22 protein-coding genes are annotated in these 23,979 nt (G+C 70.4%); 6 read left to right on the top strand and 16 right to left on the bottom strand.

Translation table 11 applies throughout. The annotated features are described in order from the left end of the window. Positions 1–14: 14 nt before the first annotated feature. Positions 15–1,001: a sphingomyelin phosphodiesterase gene (gene sph / locus FVS66_RS34070; RefSeq protein ID WP_149185205.1), complete on the bottom strand. Its 987-nt coding sequence runs from the start codon at positions 999–1,001 to the stop codon at positions 15–17. Between the two features lie 246 nt (positions 1,002–1,247). On the opposite strand from sph, the gene FVS66_RS34075 reads away from it, so the two are divergent. Then, the gene (locus tag FVS66_RS34075) at positions 1,248–2,159 is read left to right on the top strand and encodes an oxygenase MpaB family protein (RefSeq protein ID WP_149185094.1); all 912 of its coding nucleotides are present in this window, start codon (positions 1,248–1,250) and stop codon (positions 2,157–2,159) included. On the opposite strand, the gene FVS66_RS34080 is transcribed toward FVS66_RS34075, so the two are convergent. From FVS66_RS34080 to FVS66_RS34095, 4 genes are all read right to left on the bottom strand, one after another. Beyond that, positions 2,119–3,531: a GH1 family beta-glucosidase gene (locus FVS66_RS34080; RefSeq protein ID WP_149185095.1), complete on the bottom strand. Its 1,413-nt coding sequence runs from the start codon at positions 3,529–3,531 to the stop codon at positions 2,119–2,121. The two genes, FVS66_RS34075 and FVS66_RS34080, sit on opposite strands and share 41 nt — an antisense overlap. 50 nt (positions 3,532–3,581) lie before the next feature. Beyond that, entirely contained in the window at positions 3,582–4,418 is an 837-nt protein-coding gene (locus FVS66_RS34085) for a carbohydrate ABC transporter permease (RefSeq protein WP_149185096.1), read from the bottom strand. After that, positions 4,415–5,386, bottom strand: coding sequence for a carbohydrate ABC transporter permease (locus FVS66_RS34090; protein ID WP_149185097.1), 972 nt, complete (start codon positions 5,384–5,386; stop codon positions 4,415–4,417). Before FVS66_RS34090 ends, FVS66_RS34085 begins: the two co-directional genes overlap by 4 nt. Before the next feature lie 203 nt (positions 5,387–5,589). Continuing rightward, positions 5,590–6,900 (bottom strand): extracellular solute-binding protein, encoded by a 1,311-nt coding sequence (locus FVS66_RS34095; RefSeq protein WP_149185098.1) that lies wholly within the window; start codon positions 6,898–6,900, stop codon positions 5,590–5,592. A 312-nt stretch (positions 6,901–7,212) separates the two neighbouring features. Here FVS66_RS34095 and FVS66_RS34100 point away from each other — a divergent pair, with 312 nt between their 5' ends. Then, positions 7,213–7,635, top strand: a complete 423-nt coding sequence (locus FVS66_RS34100; RefSeq protein WP_149185099.1) for a hypothetical protein — start codon at positions 7,213–7,215, stop codon at positions 7,633–7,635. A gap of 156 nt (positions 7,636–7,791) precedes the next feature. Further along, entirely contained in the window at positions 7,792–8,331 is a 540-nt protein-coding gene (locus FVS66_RS34105; protein WP_149185100.1) for a GNAT family N-acetyltransferase, read from the top strand. A gap of 585 nt (positions 8,332–8,916) precedes the next feature. On the opposite strand, the gene FVS66_RS34110 is transcribed toward FVS66_RS34105, so the two are convergent. Continuing rightward, positions 8,917–10,287, bottom strand: a complete 1,371-nt coding sequence (locus tag FVS66_RS34110) for a helix-turn-helix domain-containing protein (RefSeq protein ID WP_149185101.1) — start codon at positions 10,285–10,287, stop codon at positions 8,917–8,919. Between the two features lie 195 nt (positions 10,288–10,482). On the opposite strand from FVS66_RS34110, the gene FVS66_RS34115 reads away from it, so the two are divergent. Together FVS66_RS34115 and FVS66_RS34120 are read left to right on the top strand one after the other, a co-directional pair. After that, positions 10,483–10,725, top strand: coding sequence for a hypothetical protein (locus FVS66_RS34115; protein WP_149185102.1), 243 nt, complete (start codon positions 10,483–10,485; stop codon positions 10,723–10,725). Between the two features lie 25 nt (positions 10,726–10,750). After that, positions 10,751–11,854 carry an NAD(P)-dependent oxidoreductase gene (locus tag FVS66_RS34120; RefSeq protein ID WP_149185103.1) on the top strand — a complete coding sequence of 368 codons (1,104 nt, stop codon included), beginning with the start codon at positions 10,751–10,753 and terminating at the stop codon, positions 11,852–11,854. Here the strand turns inward: FVS66_RS34120 and FVS66_RS34125 are convergent, their stop codons facing one another. Then, on the bottom strand, positions 11,855–12,730 hold the full coding sequence (locus FVS66_RS34125; RefSeq protein WP_149185104.1) for a glycosyltransferase: 876 nt from the start codon (positions 12,728–12,730) through the stop codon (positions 11,855–11,857). Between the two features lie 87 nt (positions 12,731–12,817). On the opposite strand from FVS66_RS34125, the gene FVS66_RS34130 reads away from it, so the two are divergent. Then, a complete protein-coding gene (locus FVS66_RS34130) occupies positions 12,818–13,627 on the top strand; it encodes a transferase (protein ID WP_149185105.1) in 810 nt (269 codons plus the stop codon). Positions 13,628–13,800: 173 nt separating this feature from the next. Here FVS66_RS34130 and FVS66_RS34135 read toward each other — a convergent pair whose 3' ends face one another. The 9 genes from FVS66_RS34135 to FVS66_RS34175 form a co-directional block, all read right to left on the bottom strand. Then, positions 13,801–14,847, bottom strand: coding sequence for a LacI family DNA-binding transcriptional regulator (locus tag FVS66_RS34135; protein WP_149185106.1), 1,047 nt, complete (start codon positions 14,845–14,847; stop codon positions 13,801–13,803). A gap of 198 nt (positions 14,848–15,045) precedes the next feature. Next, positions 15,046–16,572: a M1 family metallopeptidase gene (locus FVS66_RS34140; RefSeq protein WP_149185107.1), complete on the bottom strand. Its 1,527-nt coding sequence runs from the start codon at positions 16,570–16,572 to the stop codon at positions 15,046–15,048. A 754-nt stretch (positions 16,573–17,326) separates the two neighbouring features. Further along, a complete protein-coding gene (locus tag FVS66_RS34150; protein WP_149185108.1) occupies positions 17,327–18,244 on the bottom strand; it encodes a biotin-dependent carboxyltransferase family protein in 918 nt (305 codons plus the stop codon). Continuing rightward, positions 18,241–18,924 (bottom strand): allophanate hydrolase subunit 1, encoded by a 684-nt coding sequence (locus tag FVS66_RS34155; protein WP_149185109.1) that lies wholly within the window; start codon positions 18,922–18,924, stop codon positions 18,241–18,243. The genes FVS66_RS34150 and FVS66_RS34155 overlap by 4 nt, the downstream gene beginning before the upstream one ends. Beyond that, a complete protein-coding gene (locus tag FVS66_RS34160; protein WP_262387361.1) occupies positions 18,921–19,685 on the bottom strand; it encodes a 5-oxoprolinase subunit PxpA in 765 nt (254 codons plus the stop codon). Before FVS66_RS34160 ends, FVS66_RS34155 begins: the two co-directional genes overlap by 4 nt. 53 nt (positions 19,686–19,738) lie before the next feature. Continuing rightward, positions 19,739–19,912, bottom strand: a complete 174-nt coding sequence (locus tag FVS66_RS35360; RefSeq protein ID WP_187645822.1) for a hypothetical protein — start codon at positions 19,910–19,912, stop codon at positions 19,739–19,741. 172 nt (positions 19,913–20,084) lie between these two features. After that, positions 20,085–21,026, bottom strand: coding sequence for a hypothetical protein (locus tag FVS66_RS34165; RefSeq protein WP_149185111.1), 942 nt, complete (start codon positions 21,024–21,026; stop codon positions 20,085–20,087). A 360-nt stretch (positions 21,027–21,386) separates the two neighbouring features. Then, complete coding sequence (locus FVS66_RS34170) at positions 21,387–21,578, bottom strand: YbdD/YjiX family protein (protein ID WP_149185112.1); 192 nt, start codon at positions 21,576–21,578, stop codon at positions 21,387–21,389. Next, complete coding sequence (locus tag FVS66_RS34175) at positions 21,575–23,752, bottom strand: carbon starvation CstA family protein (protein ID WP_149185113.1); 2,178 nt, start codon at positions 23,750–23,752, stop codon at positions 21,575–21,577. The genes FVS66_RS34170 and FVS66_RS34175 overlap by 4 nt, the downstream gene beginning before the upstream one ends. Between the last annotated feature and the right edge of the window lie 227 nt (positions 23,753–23,979).

A 23,979-nucleotide genomic window follows, 5' to 3' on the forward strand; every position in this document is an offset into this window, starting at 1 on the left:
TACGTGCACGGGTCCTACCGGCCGGACGCGACCACCGGGTAGTGGTCCGACAGGTTCGTGTACGTGTACGACCTCCCCCAGCTGGAGACCGTCCACGGCGCGCTCTGTTCCTTGATCACGTCGTTCGTCCAGCCCGCCGGGCGCGCGTGCCCGGCCCGTTGGAGGACGTGGTCCAGGTCCTCCCGCGGGTCGTCCGGGTAGCGGTCCGCCGCGATCGAGTTCTCCGCCGTGTCGAAGGAGTACGGGTGCCCGGTGCGCCCGTCCGCGTCCGCCAGGCCCGCGTCGGCGAGCATCGTCGCGTACTCCGGCGTCCGCGAGTCCACGTTGAGGTCGCCCGCCACGATCACCTGCTCCGACGCCGGGATGTTCTTGCCGTCCAGGAACGCGTCCATCGCCCTGAACTGCCGGCTGCGCGTCCGCGCCGCCTCACCGGCCGCGCACCCCGGGTCGGTGGACTGGGCGTGCGTGCCGACGACATGGACCTTCGTGCCGTTCACGTCCAGCACCACGTACACGAAGCCCTTGTTGGAGTACCAGTCCGCGCCGCACGCGTCCTGGTAGACGTACTGCTCCTTGCGGACGATCGGCCACTTGCTCAGCACCGTCACCCCGCCGTCCTCCGGTGTGAGCCCCGAGTACGCCCCTCCCGTCGCGTCCCAGCCGCTCCTGCTGCGCCCCATCACGGGCGTCCGGTGCGGGTACCGGTCGGCCGCGTTCCGCAGCAGCGCGTCCGACGAGGAGTTGTCGAACGCCTCCTGGAGCACCACGACGTCGTTGCCCTGGAAGAACGGCGCCGCCGGTATCTCCTTCGCCCGGTGGTCCTGGCCCCAGTTCGGGTACAGGTTCTTGCTGAAGAGGAACACGTTGTACGTGAGGACCTTCAGCCGCGGCGGCCCGTCGGCGGCGGCGGTCGCCGGGGGCGCGGAGGCGGCCAGGCCCACGGCGGCGAGCGCGGCGGAAAGGGCGGCGGACAGAGCGGCGCGAGGCGCGCGGTGGAGCATGGAACGCGGCACGGAACGCGGCACGGAAACTCCCTACGGAGGTGGGGGGTCGGACTCGGCGCCGCACATCAAATCAGCCACGGTTACTCTCTGGTAGACATCGGATGGAGAGAATCTTGCGACGACCGGGCGCCCGGGCGAAGATCCCCACTTCCGGTCCTCAAAGCCCCGTAAGCCCTCCGCCCGCCTCTGATCGCATACTGGAAGTCCACCGAGCGGACACGGAACAGACCCGGAGCAGCGCCCATGACCCAGGCCCCCGCACAGCCCGCACCGCCGCCCCCCGGCGGGGTCCTGTGGAGCCTCGCGGGCGACATCCGCGGCCTGCTCATGCTGCCCTCCGCGCTCGCCCTCCAGGTCGCCCACCCCGCCGTCGGCGCCGGCGTCGACGAGCACTCCGTCTTCCGCACCGACCCCTGGGGCCGCGGTGAACGCTCCCTGCGCTCCCTCCAGCTGTGGGTCTACGGCGGCGAGGCCGCGGCCGAGGAAGGGCGGCGCCTGCGCCGCCTCCACCGCACCATCCAGGGAACCGACACCCGCGGCCGCCCCTACCACGCCCTCACCCCGGCCAACTACGCCTGGGTGCACGCCACCGGCTTCCCCGTCCACCGGTACGCCGCCCGCTACCTCGTGCGCCCCATGACCGAGGCGCAGGAGCGGCAGTTCTACGGCGAGTGGCTCCAGGTCGGCCGGATACTCGGCATCCACGACCGCGACATGCCGCAGACGATCGAGGAGTTCTGGCCGTACTACCGGAAGGTCCTCGCCGACGAGATCGGGATGACCGCCGTCGTACGGGACCTGGTGTCGGCCGACAGCCCGTTCCCGCCGCCCGACCGCGGCCCCCTGCCGCTCCGGCTCCTGCTGCGCGCCCTGTGGCCCGTGCTCCGGCCGCGCATCGCCCGCTTCCGCGCCTTCCTCACCGTCGGCTTCATGCCGCCCGAGGCCCGGGAGGCCATCGGCCTGGGGTGGACCGACGCCCAGGAGCGGAAGCTGCGCCGCCTCGCCGGGGTCGTACGGGCCGTGGTGCCCGTACTCCCCGAGCGGCTGCGCTACCTCCCGCTGGCCCGGAAGGCGCGCAAGGAGGCGCGCGAGAAGGCGCGCAGGCGCTACGCGGTCAGCCGGGCGGGCGGCCCGGCAGCCCGTTCCGCGCGATGACGTCCGCGTACCAGCGGGCGCTGTCCTTCGGTGTACGGCGCTGTGACGCGAAGTCCACATGGACGATCCCGAACCGCTTGCTGTAGCCGTAGGCCCACTCGAAGTTGTCGAGCAGAGACCACAGGAAGTACCCGCGTACATCCACGCCGTCCGCGAGCGCCCGGTGCACGGCGGCCAGATGCCGGTGCAGATACGCCACCCGCTCCGGGTCGTGGACGGCGCCCGACGGGTCCGCGTAGTCGTCGTACGCCGCGCCGTTCTCGGTGATGACCAGCGGGACACGCGGCAGGTCGTCGCGGAGCCGGGTCAGCAGCTCGTACAGCCCGTCCGCGTCCACCGGCCAGTCCATCGCGGTACGCGGCCCCGGCGCGGGCTCGAAGCGGACATGCCGCTCGGCGCCCGGCCACGGCGACGGGCCCTCGTGGGTGCCGGCCGCGACGACCGTGGGGGAGTAGTAGTTGATCCCCAGCGAGTCGACGGGCGCGGCCGCCACCTCCAGGTCGCCGTCCCGTACGAACGACCAGTCCGTGAGGGCGGCCGTGTCCGCGACCAGGTCCTCCGGCAGCCGCCCGTGGAACACCGGGTCCAGGAAGACGCGGTTGCCGAGCGCGTCGACGCGCCGCGCCGCGTCCCGGTCCGCCTCGGAGCCCGTCAGCGGCCGTACGGCGTGCAGGTTCAGCGTCAGGGACACCTCGGCCGACGCCGGCAGGGCGGCCCGCAGCGCCTGTACGGCGAGCCCGTGGGCCAGATTGAAGTGGTGGGCGGCGCGCAGGGACGCGGCCGGGTCGGTGCGGCCGGGGGCGTGCACCCCCGAGGCGTACCCGAGGAACGCGGCGCACCACGGCTCGTTGAGCGTCGTCCAGGTGGCGACCCGGTCGCCCAGCGCGTCCGCCACGAGGGCCGCGTACTCGGCGAACCGCTCGGCGGTCTGCCGGTGCGGCCAGCCGCCCGCGTCTTCCAGCTCCTGCGGCAGGTCCCAGTGGTAGAGCGTGGCGACGGGGCGGATGCCCGCCCCGCGCAGCTCGTCCGCCAGACGCCGGTAGAAGTCGAGGCCCTTCCGCACGGCCGGACCCCGCCCCGTGGGCTGCACCCGGGGCCAGGCGACGGAGAACCGGTAGTCGGTGACGCCCAGGTCCTTCATCAGGGCGACGTCCTCGGACATCCGGTGGTAGTGGTCGGCGGCGATGTCCCCGGTGTCGCCGTTGCGGACCTTGCCGGGCGTACGGCTGAAGGTGTCCCAGACGGACGGGGTCCGGCCGTCCTCGGCGGCGGCGCCCTCGATCTGGTAGGCGGCGGTGGCGGTGCCCCAGCGGAAGCCGGTGGGGAAGGTGTGCCCCGTCGCCGGGCGGAGCTGTGCGTCGACAGCGGTCATGAGGATGGAACTCCCAACGGTCAAAGCAATCGGAGAAGAGTGGTGGAGGGTCAGCCCTTGACCGCGCCCTGCATGATGCCGCCGACGATCTGCCGGCCCAGCAGGCCGAACACCAGCAGCACGGGCAGGGTGCCGAGCAGCGTGCCCGCCATGATCACGGACTGGTCGTGGACATAGCCGCCGCCGAGCTGCCGGAGCGCGACCTGCACGGTCGGGTTCTGCGACGACAGGGCGACGATCGGCCAGAAGAAGTCGTTCCAGGCGGCCATGAACGTCAGCAGTCCGAGCACCGCCATCCCGGGCCGGGCGATGGGCACCACGATCGACCAGAAGATCCGCGCGGTGGACGCCCCGTCCACCCGGGCCGCCTCTATCAGCTCGTCGGGCAGTGCCTGCACCAGGAACTGCCGCATGAAGAACACCCCGAACGCGGACACCAGGCCCGGCAGGATCACGGATTGGAGCTGGTTCACCCACTGCAACTCGGCGATCAGCATGAACAGTGGGATCACCCCGAGCTGCGGCGGGATCATCATCGTGCCCACGGTGATCGCTAGGAGGGCGCCCCGGCCCCGGAAACGCAGTTTGGCGAAGGCGAACCCGGCGAGAGTGCAGCACAGCACGGTGCCCACGGTGATGGACCCGGACACGATCAGCGAGTTGACGAGGGCCTTGCCGATGTCGGCCTCCTCCATCACCGCCGCGAAGTTGTGGATCAGGTTCGGCCCGGGCAACAGCGTGGGCGGCACCTTCGCCAGATCGGCGTTGGACCGGCTGGCGGCGACGATCGTCCAGTAGAACGGGAAGGCCGAGACGAGGAAGGCGACGATCAGCATCGCGTACGCGACCTTGCCGCCGTGGAGCGTGCGCCCCGCGCGCGTGGTCATCGACCGGCCTCCTTGCGGGAACGGCGGCGCGCGAGCAGGGCGTTGACCCCGACGAGCACCAGGATGAGCAGGAACATCACCCAGGCGATGGCGGCGGCCCGGCCCAGGTGGAAGAAGCCCCAGCCCTGCTCGTACATGTAGAGGCCGAGCGTCTGGTACTGGTGCGAGATGCCGCCCGACACCGAGCCCTCGTAGAGCAGCGGCTCACCGAACAGCTGGGTGGCGCCGATCGTCGACACGACGACTGTGAACACGATGGTGGGCCGCAGCCCGGGCAGCGTGACATGGAGGAACTGCCGCCAGCGGGACGCCCCGTCCATCTCGGCGGCCTCGTACAGCTCGCTCGGGATGGACTGCATACCGGCGAGGTAGATCAGCGCGTTGTAGCCGGTCCAGCGCCAGATGACGATGGTCGAGACGGCGATCTGCGAGGCGACGGTCCCGGTCTGCCAGTCGACCGGAGCGATCCCGACGAGTCCCAGGACGTAGTTGACCAGGCCGAAGTCCCGGCCGAACAGCTGGGCGAAGACGAGCGTCGCGGCGGCGACGGAGGTCGCGTACGGGAGGAGCATCGCGGTCCGGAAGAAGGTCCGGCCGCGCAGCTTGTAGTTGAGCAGATGCGCGAGCCCCAGCGCCATGACCAGCTGCGGGACGGTGGACAGGACACCGATGGTGAAGGTGTTGCGCAGCGAGATCCAGAAGAACTCGTCGGTGAACAGCGCGGCGTAGTTGCCGAACCCGCGCCACTCCATGTCGCCGGGCGTCTGGAGCTCGACCCGGTAGAGCGAGACGAACGCGGTGTAGATCAGCGGGAAGAGCCCGAAGGCGGCGAAGAGCGTGAAGAACGGGGCGATGTAGGCGTACGGCGATACGGTCCGCCAGGCCCGCCGGACCGCCGACGGCCGTGCGGCCCGGTCGGGGGGCGGGGTCGGCGGCGCGGCGGTGCCCGCCGGAGCGGTGAGGGTCATGGTGCGGCCCTTCGGGAGGTCGGTACGGGAGGAAGCGCGCGGAGGCGGTCGTCATGACCGGCCCGCCTCCGCGGGACGGGAAGCGAGCCCGCCCCGCCCCCGCCGGACGGCCGGCGCCCGGCGGGGGCCGGCTCCGGGGCGGTCAGGTCGTGTCCGGCGGATCACTCCTGGGCCGGGGCCTGGCGTGATCCGCCGGACGTTCCCTAGCCCATGACGTTCGCGACGCCCTTCCTCGCGTTGGCCCACGCCTTGTCCGGGGAGGTGCCCTTGCGTTCGACCTCGCTCAGCGCGTTGGTGATCTGGTCGGCGACGTTCTTGTCGTGGATGCCGAGGACCTGCACGGGGGCGTCCTTGGCGGCGTCACCGAAGATCTGTCCGATCGGCGCGTCCGAGAAGTACGGGTCCTTGGCGTCGGCGACCTTGGCGATGGCGCCCGTCGAGGACGGGAAGTTGCCCTGCTTCTCGAAGAGCCTGGCCTGCTGCTCGGGCGCCGTGAGCCACTTGATCAGCTCGTACGCCTCCTTCTTGTGCTTGGCCGCACGCGGCACGGAAAGGTAAGAACCGCCCCAGTTGCCGGCCCCGCCGGGCAGCTTGGCGATGTCCCACTTGCCCTTGCCGGCGTCACCGGCCTGGCCCTTGATGTAGCCGAGCATCCAGGCGGGGCACGGGATCGTCGCGAAGGACCCGGCGGCGAACGCCTGGTTCCACTGCGGGGACCACTGGTCGAGCTTGGCGCTCAGGCCGGCTGCGGCGGCCTCGGCGGCGGCGTTCCAGGCGGTCTTGACGGCCGGGTTGTCCTCGTAGATCAGCTCGCCGGAGGCGTTGTAGTACCGCTCCTCCTGCTGGCCGATCATGATGGTGAAGAGGCTTCCGACGCTGTCCAGCCAGGCGCTCTTGGCGGGGGCCTTCGCCTTGTACTGCTTGCCGAGTTCCAGGTAGCCGTCCCAGGTGGACCACTTCTCGGCGAGTTCCTCGCGGTCGGTGGGCAGGCCGGCCTGCTGGAAGAGGTCGGTGCGGTAGCACATCGCCTCCGGGCCGACGTCGGTGCCGAGACCCAGTACCCGGCCGTCCCGCGTGGTGGCCGCGGACCACTTGGCCTCGGCGAACTGGCTCTTGAGGTCGCTCGCGCCGTACTTGGTGAGGTCCTCGAACTTGTCGGCCTGCTGCTGGGTGACGGAGGCGATCCGGCCGACCTCGATGCCCTGGACGTCGGCGAGTCCGCCGCCGCCCGCGAGCCGGGTCTGCAGGGACTTCCAGTAGTCCTGCTCGTCCTCGGTGTCGGTCTGCTTGATCGTGACGCCGGGGTGGAGCTTCTCGTACTCGGCGTACAGCCCGGCCTCCTTGTAGCCGAACGAGCCGAACAGGTCGACGGTCAGCGTGACCTTGCCGCCCCCGGCATCGGACGTCCCGTCCGACGTGCCGGATCCACAGGCGGCGAGCAGGGCCCCGGTCAGCGCGACCACACCGAGTCGGACGGCGGCCCTTCTGGCTCTGGCGGCTCGGGCGATGGGCATGAGAAGCCTCCTTGGCTTCGAACGAGCTGGAACCACTTCCTGAGAGCGCTCTCAAGAATGTGGATGGAGCGTGCCTCGGCGGGGCCTGCCGCGTCAAGACTCGAACGGATAACGGCTCGGGTCTCCACCCAACTCCCGCCCCTGTCGCTTGTATTGACAGGCAGGTTTCAGGAGTCTTAGGTTCCCGGGGCTTGAGAGCGCTCTCGGCCTCCTCTTCCGCCGCCTTCGCCACGGACTTCTGAAAAACGGCTCTGACCGTGATTCCGTGAAGGCCGATGCCCGGGACCTGAGCGTTTGTGTCAAGGTGGGGCCATGAGCCGTCCCGAGATCGATGACGAGTTGAGGTCGGCGCTTCACGACGCCGACTCGGCATCATGGTCCGCCAGGGCAGCTGCCGGACGACGTCTAGCCAGCGCCGCGGAGGTCGCCGTAGTAGCCGCAGTCCTCCACCGACTCTTGTTGGACGGTCAGGACACCGCTGTCACTCAAGAGGCGGCGGAAGCCCTGCTCGAACGGTGGGACATCTGCGGCTTGCGCATGGTTCTGGCCGCGCTTACCAGCGCGGACGACGACACCGGCGATCACCTCTGCATGGCAGTCGACAACGTCTGCTGCCAATCGGAGGAAGATCTCAAGCGGCTCGCTGGGCTGTGCTCGGAGTTGATCTCGGATGCTGATGCCACGATCAGTGAGGAAGCGAACTCTCTCTGTAGGAGAGCTCACGGTCACCGATAGTCATGCCCTGGTGAGGGTTTTGGCCATACCTGGTGACTGGCGGGTGGATCGGATCTGGCCTGCACGGCCCCGGTGGTGAGTGTGGGGCTCGGGCCGTTGGCTTGATCGGTTCCGCGAGCCTTGATCGTTGCTGAGCCTGCTGATTAGTTGGTCGGCATGACTGAACTCGGACCCGTCGCCTGGCCGCCTGCCCAGATCAGGACTGAGCGGCTCGTGCTCCGTGAGCCCGAGGCCCGAGACCGTGCGGCGTTCATCGAGCTACACGCCTCGCCGGAGGTGTACACCTACCTTGGCGGCCCCCGGCCGCGTGACGAGCTTGAGCGCGAGATGCCCGAGTTGTCCGGGCGGCTGCCCGGGAGTTTCGTCGTCGATCTCGATGGGGCGATGATCGGCCAGATCCTGCTCAGGAGGACAACGGAGCACCGTCGCCCGGCTGCCGTGGGGAAGGTCGATCTCGGCTACCTGTTCCTACCGCGGGCGTGGGGATTCGGGTACGCAACCGAGGCGTGCGCGGCGGCACTCGACTGGGTCGACGGCGTCCTTCCCGGCGAGCCGGTGGTGCTCACAACCCAGACCGCCAACCTCGGCTCGATGCGCCTCGCGGCAAAGCTGGGGTTCACCGAGGTAGAGCGGTTCCAAGCCTGGGACGCCGAGCAGTGGCTCGGCTTGCGGTTGCCGGTCACGCCGTCCGCTTGAACTCGCGCTCGACGGCCGCGTAGCCCCAACGCGACAGGCACTGCTGGGGCGGAGTCCAACGCGGTCGAACTCGTGGACGAAGCCGCGTCGTGGGCCCGCCGACCGGCAGGTCGGCGGGCCCGGCGATCGGTGACGGTTAGCCGATGCTCACTGGAGGCGTCTGAGCGGGGCGATGTCGGTGACGCGGTTGGTGATCGTGGGGCGGGCGGCGGCTTCCTGGGCGGCGAGCAGGGCGACGATCGTCACGGGCTGGTCGCCAGTGGGGACAGTTCCGGACGGCCGTCGGTGCCAGGGGGCGACGGTTGTCGGGGCCGCTGGCTGCGGGACTGGCGGCAGGGCCGGGGCCGTTTCGCCGAGGCGGCGTGCACGTTCTTCGTCGCGGGTCCGGTTGCGTTGCCTTTCCGACTCGCGACGGCTTCGGGCGAGCCGAAGATCTGGCGGAGTCGGGGGTTCGCGATGAGGATGCCCTCGCAGACCCGGCAGGTGTGGGCAGCCAGGCCGACAAGAGCAGTCGGTGGGCGGCGCTCTTGCACCGGGGAGAGCAGCACCAGGTTGCGGATCAGCTTCTCGTCGCAGGGGGACCGGCTATGCGAGGGCGCCGACGCGGTGAGCGAAGACCCGTACACCGGGGAGGGTGCGGTCGTGCCGCATCAGGTGGGCGGCCATGATCTGGACTGAGCCGCGGCGGACCTCCTGTGGCGCTGCTTGCTCGGCGGCCAGAAGTGCCCGGTAGCAGCGGTCGGGTTTGCCCCATTGATCGAAGGCACGGGCGACGTCGATCCAGTATCGGGCCTGGCGTTCGGCGGTGGGCAGGGCAGAGGGGTCGATGAGGCGCGCGTGCTCGATGGCTTGGCCCGCGTCACCGAGCAGATGGCTGATCGAGACCTGGTGGAGGAGAACCTGGCTGTGGCCGAAGACGGTGCCGCGTAGCAGTGCGTCGTGGCCGAGTTGCCCGGCGGTGGCTTCGGCTTCGGCGATGAGGGCGTGTGCGGTGTGCCGGTCGCCTTGCTTGGCTGCGGTGTAGGCGGCCGTGGCGTACAGATTGCCCTGGACGGAGAGCCGTTCGGTGATCTCGGTGGTGCGGTCGGCGGTCAGTTGTTGGGCGGCGGTGACGGCCACGTCGGTGGCGCGTGCGTGGTGTCCCTGGCGGCGCCAGGCGGAGGAGACCATGCGGTGGGCTTCGGCGACGGTGAGGGCGTCCGCGCCGCCGAGTGCCGCGGTGAGGGCCCGGTCGGCAGTGACGGCGGCCAGGCCGTCTTCGCCGAGCTTGATGCAGAGTCGGGTGGCAGTCGTATAGAGCTCGGCGACTGCGGTCGCCGCCTGCTCCGAGTGCCCGTGGGCGCCGAGGGCCTGGGCGAGGGTGATCCGGGCCGGGAGTGCGCGGGCGAGGGTGTCATAGCGGCAGGCGCTGAAGTCGCCTCGGGAGGCGTTCACCGCCGCGGTGACGGCTGACGGAGTGGGGTCCGGAGTGACGGGATGGATGTGCTGCCGGTGAAGCAGGAGGTCTTCCAAGCCGGACAGGCTCGGTTGTGCCGGGGCATGGACGGCGGCTGACGGTCCGAGGACCGCGCTGGTGGTGACTCCGGCCAGGCCTGCCAGGAGCTTTCGGCGTCGCACCGGGTCGTCTCCCTCTTCGCCGAACAGGGTTTGCGTACTCACCCTAGTGGCACCGGCTGGGTTTGAGGCGGCTCGCTGCTGTTGCGGAGCGAGGCCGAGTAAGTGCGGAGGGATGTCGAGGCAGGCGGCGAGGTTCTGGAGCAACAGCATGTCGCGCATGGGCTGCTTGCCGCGTTCCATCCGCGACAGAGAGGCGGCGGTATAGCCGACCTGCTTGCCCAGTTCGGCGAGTGTGATGTCGGCCGCGCGGCGGGCCAACCGGACGATCGCGCCGGCATCCCGGTGGGCGAGCGCGTCACGCATAGCCGCGGAACGCCAGATCGGATGGGTGTTGTCCACGACTCACCTCCTCCCGGGCTCATTGTCCCGTCAAACCGGCCTCCAGCACGAGAAGTTGCAAGCCGTTTACGCCCGGTGCAAACCGTGTGCGCGCCGAGGGGCCGCACCTCCCCTCGCCGGGCGGGTTGCTGTGTCCTTGTGACCACGAACGGCGCATCAGAGCGGGCCGCAGGCCATCCCCGAAGGGAGAGCGAGATGAACGAGACCCCGGCTGCCCAAGGTGTATGGGCGTCGATCACCCACGCGAGGCCGCTGAAGCGGGACGCGGCGTACGACCACCGCGCCGAGCAGGCCGTCCTGGACATCGAGATCCACCACACCGACGGCCGGACCGTTCAGTCGGTGCTCGTCTTGACCCCGGACCAGGTGGAGCTGTACGCCATCCAGTTCGAGCAGCTCATCGTCAAGCGCGAGCAGGCCCGCCAGGCGACCCGGTGACACCGCACCACGACATGGAGGCACCGTGTACGACATCCAGTTGAAGGAACTCGCCGACCGGACCGTGCTGGTCACCGGCGGAGCCGGGCTGATCGGCAGCCGTATCGCCGCCTGCCTGCGCAAGGCGGGAGCCCGGCCGATCCTGCTGTGCACGATGGACGCCTACCCCCGCAACACCTACCGCGACCTGTTCGGGATCGACCCCACCGACCCGGATGTCATCGTCGGCAACATCCAGAATCCGGATGTGATCAGGAAGGCGGTGGCCGAATCCGACTACGTGATCCACGCCGCCGCCCTTGCCGATGTCGCCGCCTGCACCCGCAAGCCCATGGCGGCGATCCGCACCAACATCACCGGCACCCAGGTACTGCTGGACGCGGTGGCCGCCTGCGAGCGGACCCGCCGGCTCGTCTTCGTCTCCTCCGCCAGCGTCTACGGCAACGGTAACCCGGAAGACCCGCCGCGCCCGTGCGAGGAGTACCGGACCGTGCGCCAGCTGCTGGAGGCCGTCTACGGTCGGGTGCCGCCGCGGTTCTACGAGCACACGCAACTGCGGCCGATGTCCGTCTATGCCAACACCAAGGCGTGGGGCGAGACACAGACCGCTCTCACGCTGGGTGCCGTGGGCACCTCGTACACGGTCGTGCGGTATTTCTCCGTCTACGGAGAGCCGCAGGTCATCAAAGAGAACAGCCATTCGTGGGTGGTCGCATGGTTCGCCACCCGCGCCGCCCTGGGGCTGCCCCTGCACCTCAACGGCGGCGGCCACCAGATTCGGGACCTGGCCCACGTCGAGGACATCGCCGCCGCCACCGTGCGGGCCCTTATCGCCCCGCGAGCCCACAACGAGACGATCAACATCGGCACCGGCATCCCCACCAGCATCCGCACCGTGGCCGAGCTGGTCGCCGAGCAGTACCCGGGCACCCGGTTCGTGGAGACGCCGATGCCCCCCGGTGACCCGCTCGGCGGCTACGCGTCCACACACCGTTTGGAAGCGGTACTCGGCTGGCGGCCGACCATCACCGTCAAGGACGGGGTGGCCCGCTACGCGGACTGGCTGGGCAAGACCCCCGAGGCCATCCCCACATGGCTGCGGACCCGGTCCAAGGCCACGACCGCCTGATCAGATGACCGGCGGCCGCCCCAGGCGGGCCATCCGCCACACCGTGGACCACCGGATCGGCCGACGAGGCGGGCACGGGGTGCGAAGGCCCTCGGCGAACCCGCCGAACCAGGCCCTCAGCCCCGCCGCCGACCGTGTGCGGGCCACGGTCATCACAGTCCAGACACCCAGGTAGACGGGAACGAGGAGGGCGGGAAGGTGCCGCTTGGCAAGCCAGACCCGATTACGGGCGACCATGCGGTGGAAGACCGCGTGCCGGGTCGGCGACGTCCACGGATGCTGGAGCACCAGCTCCGGCTCGTAGAGCACCTTCCATCCCGCGTCCAGGGCACGCCAAGCCAGGTCGGTCTCCTCGTGCGCGTAGAAGAACGGCTCGGGCCAGTCACCGATCTGGTCCAGCATCCGCATGGACAGCCCGTGCCCGCCGCCGAGAAACGTGGTCACCAGCCCGCCGCGCATCGGATCCGCCGCGCGCAGCCGTGGAACGTGACGGCGCTGGGTACGGCCTTGCTCGTCGGCGATGCGGAAACCGACGACGCCGAGCCGCTCGTCCGCCGCGTACAACTGAGCAAGCCGGGAGAAGACGTCCGGGCTGATCAGCAGACCGTCATCGTCCAGGTCCACCACCACATCGACATCGCCGAACTCCCGCAGTCGGGCCAGTGCGACGTTCCTGCCGCCCGCCACCCCCAGGTTCTCCGGCAGTTCGACACCGGTCACCCCCTCCGGCAGGGGCGGCAGCGGCGAACCGTTGCCGACGACCACCACCCGCGCCGCAGGCGTTTCCTGCCCGGCGACCGATGCCAGGAGGCCGGCCAGCTCGGTGGGCCGCGTGCCCATGGTCAAGACGGCGACGCCAACGCGCGGGTGACGCACAGAACACCCTCCGTTCCTCGGGGTCGGTGCCGTTGATGCTAGCCGCCCAGAGAAACGGCCACCGACCACACCACCGGAAGGCCACCGATGCCCACCATCCGCCTTGGCGACTACCTCACCGTTTCCACCAGCGGAATGCTGGAAGGCACTCCGTACCAGCATTTGGAGAAGACCGAGCTGGCCGACTTGCTCGCGCTGTGGGAGGACTGGCACCGCCAGGCCCTCGTCCGGCTCGCGCACCGCATCCACCCCACCGCGCAGATCCACCCGACTGCAATCATCGGGGACGACGTCATCATCGGCCCCCACGTACGCGTATGGGAGTTCTCCACGGTCCGCGCCGGCTCCGTGCTGTGCTCGGACGTCTCGGTCGGTTTCAACTGCGAGGTCACCCGCTCCTTCGTTGGCGAGCGGGCTATCCTTGGCCACCGCATAGGTGTCAACCGCACCGTCGTCGGTGCCGACGCCCACCTGTCCGCCAACCTGACCGTCGCGGCCATCAGCATGTGGAGCCCCCACATGAGCAACCCCGAACGGGAGATCATCCTGCGTACCCCCGGCGGCCTCTACCGCTGCGGCACAGCGCAGTTCGGCGCACTGATCGGCGACCGGGTCCAGACAGGCAACAGCATCAGCCTCGGCCCCGGCCTCGTGCTCGGCCGCGACTGCCGGATCGCCAGCGGCGTCACCCTCGCCGCACGCACCATCCCCGACCACAGTGTCATCACCGCCCCTCACACTTCTGACGTCCACGTCCGGCAGCGACCCGCACATCGCGGGATCCTCCAATACGGCGACGGATCACCGGCGGAGGTCGACGCCGAGGTCACCGCCGAAGCTCTCCGGCTCGCTCAGCACCCTGGTGTTTCACCCGAACCCACGAATGCACAGACCTGAAGCACATCGTTGGACCCGGGTGCGCGCTGAATAGTCCTCGGCTTCACTGAGCGCGTGGGGATCTCAGCCCTGCTCTTGTACGGATGGTGCCGCCCGACACACAGCTGCGCGCGTAGTCGGAGTGGCGCCAAGTCAGGGTGAGCCCTCCGAAGGCCGTCCCCTACGCGCAGGGCTCACGCCGAGGCCCGGCGGACCAGTTCCGTCGGTGTGATGACCGAGCCCGGGGTGGCCGCCGCCTCGGGCTCGCCGTGCTGGTTGAGGGTGCGCATCAGCAGACGGACCATCAGGCGGCCCATGCCCTCGATGTCCTGGCGGACCGTCGTCAGGGGCGGGTCCGTGGCCTCGGCGACCGACGCCATGTCGTCGAAGCCGACGAGCGCCACGTCCTCGGGCACGCGTAGCCCGCGCTCGCGGAGTACGCGCAGGGCGCCCGACGCCATCAGGTCGTTGGCCGCGAAGACAGCGTCCAGGCCCGGGCGCCGTTCCAGCAGTTCGGCCATGGCGTGGGCGCCGCTCTCCTCGGTGAAGTCGCCCTGCGCCACCAGGCCCGGGTCGGCGTCGAGCATCACGTCGCGGTAGCCGTCCAGCCGGTCCATCGACGACGTCTGGTCGCGCGGCCCCGCGATGTGCGCGATCCGCTCGCGGCCCCGCGCCAGCAGGTACCGCACGGCCTCCCGCGCGCCGCCCCGGTTGTCGGCGTCCACGTACGGCACCGCCAGTTCCCCGCTCGCGCCCGGCCAGCCCGGGCGGCCGCCGAACACGGTCGGCACCTGCACGCGGCGGACGATCGACGGCAACTCGTCGTCGTTGTGGACCGAGAAGGCGAGGGCGCCGTCGACGTGGCCGCCGCCCAGGTAACGGGCGATCCGCTCGTAGTCGCCGGCGCCCTCCACCCACAGCAGCACCAGCTGCGAGTCGTGCGCGGTCAGCTCGCGGCTGATACCGCGCACCTGCTGCTCGAAGAACGGGTCCGAGAAGATCCGGAACTCCGGCTCGGCGATGATCACGGCCACCGCGCCGTTGCGCCGGGTCACCAGGGTGCGCGCCGCGTGGTTCGGGACGTAGCCGAGCTCCTCGACGGCCCGCCGCACCCGCTCCACCAGAGGCTGGCGCACCCCCTCCCCGCCGTTGACGACGCGGGAGACCGTCGCCCGGGAGACCCCGGCGCGGGCCGCGACGGCTTCGAGGGTGGGACGGGCCCCAGGGGTCGGATCGGGCAAGGCGAGCTCCTCGGGCGGTGCGGCGGGGCGTACGCCAGTCAGAATATCCGGTCTTCGAGGGAGAGAGAGCGCTCTCACTCTTGTTGCTCGTCTCGCTCCTCCCGTCCTCCTGCCCCGGCCTCCCCGCGCCCCCCTGGCCGCCCCGCGCCCCCCTGGCCGCCCGGCTCGGCCCCGGCCGCCCCGACGCGCGTCAGCTCATCAGTGGTCCCGGCCCGTCCCGTCTCCGCTGTCGTGGACGCTGTTGGTCTCGGCGATCTTCCGCCACGACTTCGGCGGCGCCACGCCCCCGCCGCCGGCCACCGACGGGCGGGTGATCCTCGACGCCCCGGCGGACGACATGCCCGGCTTCGACGGCTGGTACAGCCAGGTGTCGAAGAGCGTGCCGAGCCGCTCGCCGGAGATCCGCTCCGCGTACGAGACGAAGTCGGCCACCTTCGCGTTGCCGTACGCGCGCTCGGTCGGCCAGCCCTTCAGGACGCGGAAGAAGTCCTTGTCGCCGATCTCGTCGCGGAGGGCCTGGAGCGCCAGGGCGCCCCGGTCGTAGACGGCTATGTGGAACTGGTTGTCGGGGCCCGGATCGCCCGGCTCGACCGTCCAGAACGGGTCGTCGGCGGCACGCGTGGCGTACACCCAGTCCGCCAGCTCCCGCGCCGTGCCCTCGCCCTCCCGCTCGGACCACAGCCACTGGCTGTAGCGGGCGAAGCCCTCGTTGATCCAGATGTCCTTCCAGCCCTCGACCGAGACGCTGTCCCCGTACCACTGGTGGGCCAGCTCGTGCACGACCACCGACACGTTGGAGCCGTTCGCGAACTGACGCGGGCTGTAGAACGGCCTGGTCTGCGTCTCCAGCGCGTAGCCGCTGCGCACGTTGGGGACGTAGCCGCCGAGCGCGTTGAACGGGTACGGGCCGAAGATCTCCTCCAGCCACTCGGCGACCTCCGCCGTGCGCTCGATGCTCGCGCGGGCGGCGCCCGCGTTCGCGCCGAGGTCCTTGCTGTAGGCGTTGAGGACGGGCAAGCCGTTCGCGGTCGTGTCGGTGGTGATGTCGAACCTGCCGACGGCCAGCGTGGCCAGATAGGTGGCCTGCGGCTTGTCGGAGCGCCAGTTGAACCGCGTCCAGCCGAGCCGTGAGTTCTGCGACCGCAGTACGCCGTTGCTGATGGCCTGCGTGCCGTCCGGGACGGCGACGGAGATGTCGAAGGTCGCCTTGTCGAGCGGGTGGTCGTTGGACGGGAACCACCACACGGCCGACTCCGGCTCCTGCGCGGCGACACCGCCGTCCGGGGTGCGGTGCCAGGCGGTCCACCCGTCGACCTTCAGCTCGGACGGCTTGCCCGAGTACCGCACGACGACCGAAACCGGTCGGTCCTTCGGCAGCGGGACGGCCGGGGTGACCTCCAGTTCCCGGCCCCCCGACGTCCTGAAGGCGGCCTTCCGGCCGTTCACCCGCACCTCGTGCGTCGTGAGCCCGAGGTCGAGGTTGAAGCGGGAGAGGTTCTGCGTCGGGGTGGCGAGGATCGTCGCGGTCCCCTCCAGCAGGTCCGTCTTCGGCCGGTACCTCAGCCGCAGGTCGTAGTGGGTGACGTCGTATCCGCCGTTGCCGCTCGCCGGATAGTAGGGGTCGCCGATACCCGGCGCTCCCGGCTCGAAGTCGGCGGCCGATGCCGGGATCGCCAGCATCAGGGAAGCCGCGATCGCGCCCGGGACGATCAGTCTGCGGTGCACGTATGACACTCCAAGTCGTAGGGACGACAGATGGTCTGCATGACATTCAGCTCATTCGCCGCAGTCATGTCCATGGCCCCGCGCATCCCACGATCGCCATCCGGCCGACCTGGCCACCCCGTGCCCGCCGTGTTCCGACTGTCGCTCTTCTCCCTCAATCGTCCGCTTTGCAAAGGGAGTTGACCACAGTGCCGTCCGCCCGCGCCGATACGAGCAGGGGCGATCCCCATGGCGAGCAGAAGCCTGGTCGTGGCGGCAACAGCCGTCCTGACATCCGTCCCGGTCCCGGCGGGCGGCGCCCACGGCGCCGAGCCCCCGCGCCCGGCGAGTCCCGGCCCGTCTACGCCTACGACGACGCCGTCCGCGAGTCCGTGTGAATGGCCACCGGCCTCGACGGCGACGGCGGTACGGACCGGATGGCCGCCGACACATCCGGCCGCGCGAGGCCGCACAGCGTGACCGCTGGGTCCCGGTCGTCATGGACGCCGGCGCGTACTACTCCCGCGGGGGCGGCGAGGAGGCAACGCTCGGACGGCTGTGCCGACGTCGGCGGCGGTTCCGACAGCGTCTCCGCCAAGGCCGTCGTCGACTGGCCGAACGGCAGAGCCGGCGCCTGCACCACCCGCACCGACCAGTGGCAGGCCGCCCATGAGTCTTCGCTGCGCGAGTGTCGCGGCGGCCTGTCGAAGGGCGGCCGGCGCGGGGCCCGGCAGCGTCTCGCGTCCACCGATCGACTTCCCGACATGCCCGCGCCTCAATCGCTCCCGAGGCTGTACGCATGGCCCGGTCGTGCCGAGCGCCGGGGCCGTTGGCGGATCGGGCTGAATCGGATCGGCAGCCCGGGGACGGCCTGGGCGGCCGCGGCCAGACGACTTTCGGGCACGACTCCGATGACGGGATAGCCGCCGGTGGTGGGGGAGTCCGCCAGGAAGACGACGGGTCTGCCCTCGGGTGGCACCTGAACGGCACCGACGACCATGCCCTCGCTGGCCATTTCACGGTGCACACTGCGCTCGAGAACGGGACCGTCCGTCCGCAGTGCGATGCGGTTGCTCTTGGAGGAGACCGAGAAGCGGGCGCTCGCGAGAGTGTCCACCGCGGCGCGTGTGAACCAGTCGTCCCGAGGGCCGAGGAGTACGGGAAGCACCAACTCGGACGGGGGCGCCTGCCATGCCACGGTGTCGGATCGCATCGGCCGACCGCCGGGAGCGCCCACGGGAAGGATGTCGCCGTCCTGGAGCGGGGCGGGGCCGAGGCCGGAGAGGAGATCGGTGGAGCGGCTGCCGAGGACGGACGGGACGGTGATGCCTCCGCTGACCGCGACGTAGCTGCGCAGGCCGCTCGTGACCGTGCCCACGTCCAGTACGGCGCCCGCGGGCAGGTACACCGGGTCGGCCCATGCTGCGGGTCGGCCGTCGACGCGTACCGGTGCGGGGGCGCCGGTCACGGCGACGAGCACGGGCCGGGTGGCGCGGACGGCCATGCCGGTGAGGGTGGTTTCCATGGTCGCCGCGTCGGCCGGGTTGCCTACCAGCCGATTGGCCAGTCGGTGTGCCGGCTGGTCCATGGCGCCCGAGCGCGGTACACCGAGGCTGGCATGGCCGAACCGGCCGAGGTCCTGGACGGTGGTGAGGGCGCCGGCCCGTACGACTTCCATCTTGCCGCCGCTCATGCGTGGTGCCTTTCGCCCTTCGTCCTGCCCTGCGTCGTTGCCTTGGATCTTTTCGTGCTCTCGGATGCCGGCTGCGGGACGAAGCGGACCCGCGTGCCCGGCGACAGCGTTGCGGCGGGGTCGCGTTCCATGTCCCACAGGCGGAGGTCGGTGGTGCCGATCAGCTGCCAGCCGCCGGGGGAGGCGCGCGGATAGATACCGGTGTAGGGGCCGGCCAGTGCCACGGATCCGGCGGGTACGGAGGTGCGGGGTTCGGCTTTCCTGGGCACGTGACAGCGCTCCTCGAGCCCGAGCAAGTAGGCGAACCCGGGAGCGAAGCCGCAGAAGGCGACGCGGTGGTGGGTGGTGCTGTGGATGCGGGCCACCTCGTCCTGCGTGACACCCCACAGATCCGCCACGGCGGGGAGATCGGCACCGTCGTAGCGCACCGGGATCTCGATCAGCGGACCGCTGTCGGCGGCAAGAGGCGGCACGGACCACTGGCGCAGCTCCGCAGCCATGGCGTCGGCATCGCCGATGCCGTACAGGAGCACGGTCTTCTCACCGGGCACGATCTCGCGCACCGGCACAAGCCTGCCCGCACTGCGGCGGTGCAGGATCCGGGCGTGCCAGGCCTGCGCCTCTTCCGGCGTGTCCAGATCCACGAGGAGGGAGTCGGCTCCCACCGGGCTCAGTCTCATGCGAAGGCCTCCACCCTGACTCCCGCGGCCTCCAGCGCCGTGCGCACCTGCCTGGCCAGCTCGACGGCGCCCGGGGTGTCTCCATGGAGGCACAGTGAGCGCGCCCGCACGGGCACCGTGCTGCCGTCGAGGGATTCGACGTGGCCGTGCCGTGCAAGGGCGACGGCCCGTCGGGCGACCTGTTGCGGCGAGGTGATCACCGCGCCTCGGGTGGCTCTGGGGACGAGTGTTCCTTCCGCCGTGTAGGCGCGATCGACGAAAGCCTCCTCGACCGTCGGCAAGCCGAAGCGGTGGGCTTCGGCGTGCATGGCCGAACCGGGCAGGCCGAGGACGGGCAGCGCGGGGTCCGCGAGCCACACCCCGGCGGCAACGGCGGTTGCCTGCTCGTGGTCGAACACGACTCGGTTGTACAGCGCGCCGTGGGGCTTGACGTACGCGATGTCCGCTCCAGCTGCCCGGGCGAATACCTTCAGGGAGCCGATCTGGTAGGTGATCTCGTCGGCGAGCTCCTGGGCCGGTACGTCCATGGCTCGGCGGCCGAAACCGGCCAGGTCCCGGTAGGACACCTGGGCTCCGATCCGCACACCGCGTTCGGCTGCCATGTCGCAGACGCGGTGCATGGTGCTCGGATCTCCGGCGTGGAATCCGCAGGCGACATTGGCGCTGGTCACCACCGAGAGCACGGCCTCGTCGTCGGTGAGGGGCCAACGACCGAAGCCTTCCGCCAGATCGGCGTTCAGGTCGATCACGATCTCTGGCACAGCTGTTCTGTCTCCTTGAGGCAGTCCGCTCGGCACGAGCAGCCACTGCGCGGTCATGCGAGGCGGTGGGCGGTTTCACGAGCGTCGGTGATCAGCACGTACCCGGGCGCATACGTGCTCGCCATCGGGGACTGCGGCACCGTCGGCATGAGAGCGGTCCGGTACATGGAGACCTTGCGGCCTTGATCCACATGGCGCAGGTGAACGCCTGCCTCGGCAGTCATCATGGATGATCCTCTCGTCGCAGGATTCGGCTACGACTGCCGCCGCGTGCAGTCCGGCTCTTCCGAACTCATGCTAGAGGATTGTTCAACGATCCGACAGGTGTGTTGTTGTTTCGTTCACCGACTTCCCCTCGACTGTCTGCCGCGGGACGCCGTGGCGCCGTGATACCCGTGCTCAGCCGCGTGCCCGGTCCCACCAGTAGCGGAACGTGCCGACGGGGTCGGGGACAAGGTCCCAGGGCCGGCTGGTCATGTCGCGGCCGATGCGCCGGAAGACGAGCGCGGCCTGATCCCTGCGCTGGGCGCGGGTCAGGGCGAAGGCGAGGAGATTGAGGTCGGCGAGCGCCTCGGCGTGGGGCGGCGTGTCGGCATGGAACCACTTGGCCAGGGCGGTGTCGATCTCCGCGGCTGCCTGCGGCTCGTGCCAGTGGGCGGCGGCTCCCACGATGCTCGCGGAGTGAAACCCCTCCCGGTACGCGACGAGTTCGGCGCGGGCGGCGAGCGGCAGCAGGACGATGGGCGATCCGTAAGGTGCCCGGGCGGCGCTGTGACGGGCGAAGTCGAGCATCTCGGACAGCGTTCCGCGCCCGCGCGGGGAGAGATGGCGCAGCAGCCGGTGGTAGACGGTCCGGTTCCACGGATCGCGATTGGCGGCCTCGGTCCACACGGGGACGACGGCATGGGGCGGGGATCCGCAGGCGTACATCAGATCCAGCAGGGCCAGCCAGGGTGTGGGGTCCTCCGGCATGGCTTCCGCCGCCCGCATACAACCGTCGTACGCCTCCCAGGACTCCGACCGGTTCCCGCTGTCCGCCCGTGCCACCCGCGCGTACGCGTGGACGACGAGGGCATCGGGGTCCTGGGGGCGGTCCGCGACCCACCGGTCGGTGACCGACGGTGGCAGGGCGGGTGCCAGCACGGAGATCCGGTGCACCCGCCGGTCCCAGTCCCGGCCGGCGGCACGCAGCAGCTCCGCGACGGGCTCCCACGACGGGCGGCTGGTACCGGCTCCGAGGCCGTGCAGCTGCGGGGACGGCCGCAGCTCCGACAGGGTCCGGCGCAGGTGGCGGTCGTCGAGTTCGGGACCCACGACCACGGGTGTTCGGCGTCGCAGCATCTGGTCGCTTCCAGTAGGCGCGGCTGGGAAGCGGGGCGGGCGCCGGCTGTCAGGGCCAGGACGGTGGCGCCCGCCCCGCGGTTCGGGGGCGGTGTCCGGGCGGGACGGCGGTCCCGCCCGGCTTCGGATTGCCGTTCGGTCTTGGGGTCTTGCCCCGGTCCTCCCCTGTTCGGTGAGTTGGACCCGGTCATGTCGTCGGCGACGGTCGGATGACCGGGGCCTGGTCACGAACCCAGGGTGTCGCCGGCCGGCGTTGTGGAAGTACGGCCGGGGCGCCCGTCGGCAGCGGGCGGGGACCCGGCGGGTCTCCTCCGGACGCAGATCCGGGGGAGGCCGGGGCCCTGCGGGACGGGACGCGCCTCAGCAGCAGCGGCTGGGGGTGTCCTGCTCCCGGTGTGCTGTGCGCATCCGTTCGTACTCGCGGCGGGTGGGCAGGGGCGCGTGGGGGCAGTGGCGGCGGCGTCGTTCGCAGTAGCGGTCGTACTCCGCCTCCCCGGTCAGCTCCCGCACGTACCAGCGCACGGTCCCCAGCAGCTTCCGGACGGTCGTCATGAGCCCGTCCCCACCAGTTCCTCGGGGCTCCGCTGATCGGGCACCTCGATGCGGGACTTGACGTACGGCGCCTCGGTCGTCGGCAGCGGCTCGGTGGCACGGACGGCTCGGACGCACACCACGACGCAGTTGATCAGGACCGTGAGGACCAGCAGAAGGAACACAGCCATGATCACACCGTCGACCGTGTTGTTGAGCACGATGGTGTGCATGTCGTCCATGTTCTTGGCGCCCGGGAGCAGTTGGCCTTCCTTGATGGCCTGCGCGTACTTGTCCCGCAGGGCGAAGAAGCCGATCGCCGGGTTGTCGGAGAAGATCTTCTGCCATCCCGCGGTGAAGGTGACGGCCACGTCCCAGGCCAGCGGAATGCCGGTGACCCAGGCCCATTTCAGCTTGCCGTGCTTGATCAGCAGCGTCGTGGTGACGGCCAGGGCGACCGCGGCCAGCAGCTGGTTGGCGATCCCGAACAGCGGGAACAACTGCTTGATGCCGCCGAGCGGGTCGGTGACACCGGCGTAGAGGAAGTAGCCCCATGCGCCCACGACGACGGCGCTGGTGATCCAGATGCCCGGCTTCCAGGTGACCCGGCCGATCGGCTTCCAGACGTTGCCCAACATGTCCTGGAGCATGAATCGGCCGACCCGGGTACCGGCGTCCACCGTGGTGAGGATGAACAATGCCTCGAACATGATGGCGAAGTGGTACCAGAAGGCCTTCATCGAGGCGCCGCCGAACACGGTGGCGAAGATCTCCGCCATGCCCACGGCCAGGGTGGGCGCGCCACCGGTGCGCCCGACCAGCGACTCCTCCTCGACGGCCTTGGCCGCCGCGGTGAGCTGGTCCGGGGTGATGGTGAACCCGAGGCCCTTCACCGCCTCGGATGCGCTCTCCACCGTCGGCCCGAGCAGCGCGGCCGGGGAGTTCATCGCGTAGAACAGACCCGGCTCCAGCACACAGGCGGCGATCAGGGCCATGACGGCGACGAAGGACTCCGTGAGCATGGAGCCGTAGCCGATCGCCCGGACCTGGGACTCCTTCTGGATCAGCTTCGGCGTGGTGCCGGAGGAGATCAGGGCGTGGAAGCCGGACAGGGCACCGCAGGCAATGGTGATGAACAGGAAGGGGAACATCGACCCGGCGAACACCGGGCCGGCTCCGGTCGAGGCGAATTCGGTCACCGGCTCGGCCTTGAGCACCGGGGCGGCGGCCATGACGCCGACGGCCATCAGCGCGATGGTGCCGACCTTCATGAACGTCGACAGGTAATCGCGGGGCGCCAGCAGCATCCACACCGGGAGCACGGAGGCGACGAAGCCGTAACCGACCAGGCAGAAGACCAGGGTCTCGGGGCTCCAGACGAAGTACTCGGCCAGCGAGGAGTCCGCGACCCAGCCGCCGCCGAGGATGGCGAGCAGCAGCAGCACCACACCGATGACACTGGTCTCCACGACCTGGCCGGGCCGCAGATAGCGCAGGTAGAAGCCCATGAAGAGGGCAATGGGGATGGTCATGGTGACCGAGAAGGTGCCCCAGGCCGACTCCGCCAGGGCGTTGACGACCACCATGGCCAGGACCGCGAGCAGAATGATCATAATGGCGAACACGCCGATCAGCGCGGCGGCACCACCCACCTTGCCGATCTCGTCACGGGCCATCTGCCCCAGGCTCTTGCCGTCCCGGCGCATGGACAGGAACAAGACGATCATGTCCTGCACGGCACCTGCCAGGATCACTCCCACGATGATCCAGACGGTGCCCGGCAGGTAGCCCATCTGGGCGGCCAGGACGGGGCCGACCAGCGGGCCGGCGCCGGCGATGGCCGCGAAGTGGTGGCCGAACAGCACCCGCTTGTCCGTGGGGTGGTAGTCGACACCGTCCTCCAGCCGCTCCGCCGGGGTCGCACGGGTGTCATCGACCTCCAGTACGCGGCGGGCGATGAACCGCGAATAGAAGCGGTACGCGATCGCATACGAGCCCAGGGCCGCCACCACCAGCCAGACGGCCGAGATCTTCTCGCCCCGGGACAGAGCCAGCACACCCCAAGCGGTCGCCCCGGCCAGGGCGACCGCCGCCCAGATCAAGATCGAACGTAGTGTCGGGCGGGCGCGACGGGACGGTGGGCGGGGCCCGGACGGCGCGGGCAGGCCGGTTCTGGGCGCAGCGGATTCAGGCATGGCGGCTCCTCGTGCGACAGCTGGAACAACGAAGAGGTGCGGTGCGGTGCCCGGGACGGGGCCCGGATCGGCCGGACCGGTGTCACCCCCGGGGCGGAGGAGACTTCCGGCGCAGTAGACACACGGCCGGCGGCGCCAGGGCAGCAGGGCCCGGGCGAGCCGGTACCAGAAGAAGAGCGGCACCCCGGTGAGAGTCGAACCCTCACCGGCGCACCACGCAACCCACA

The organism is Streptomyces sp. TRM49041, assembly GCF_008271805.1.
Classification (GTDB): Bacteria; Actinomycetota; Actinomycetes; order Streptomycetales; family Streptomycetaceae; genus Streptomyces.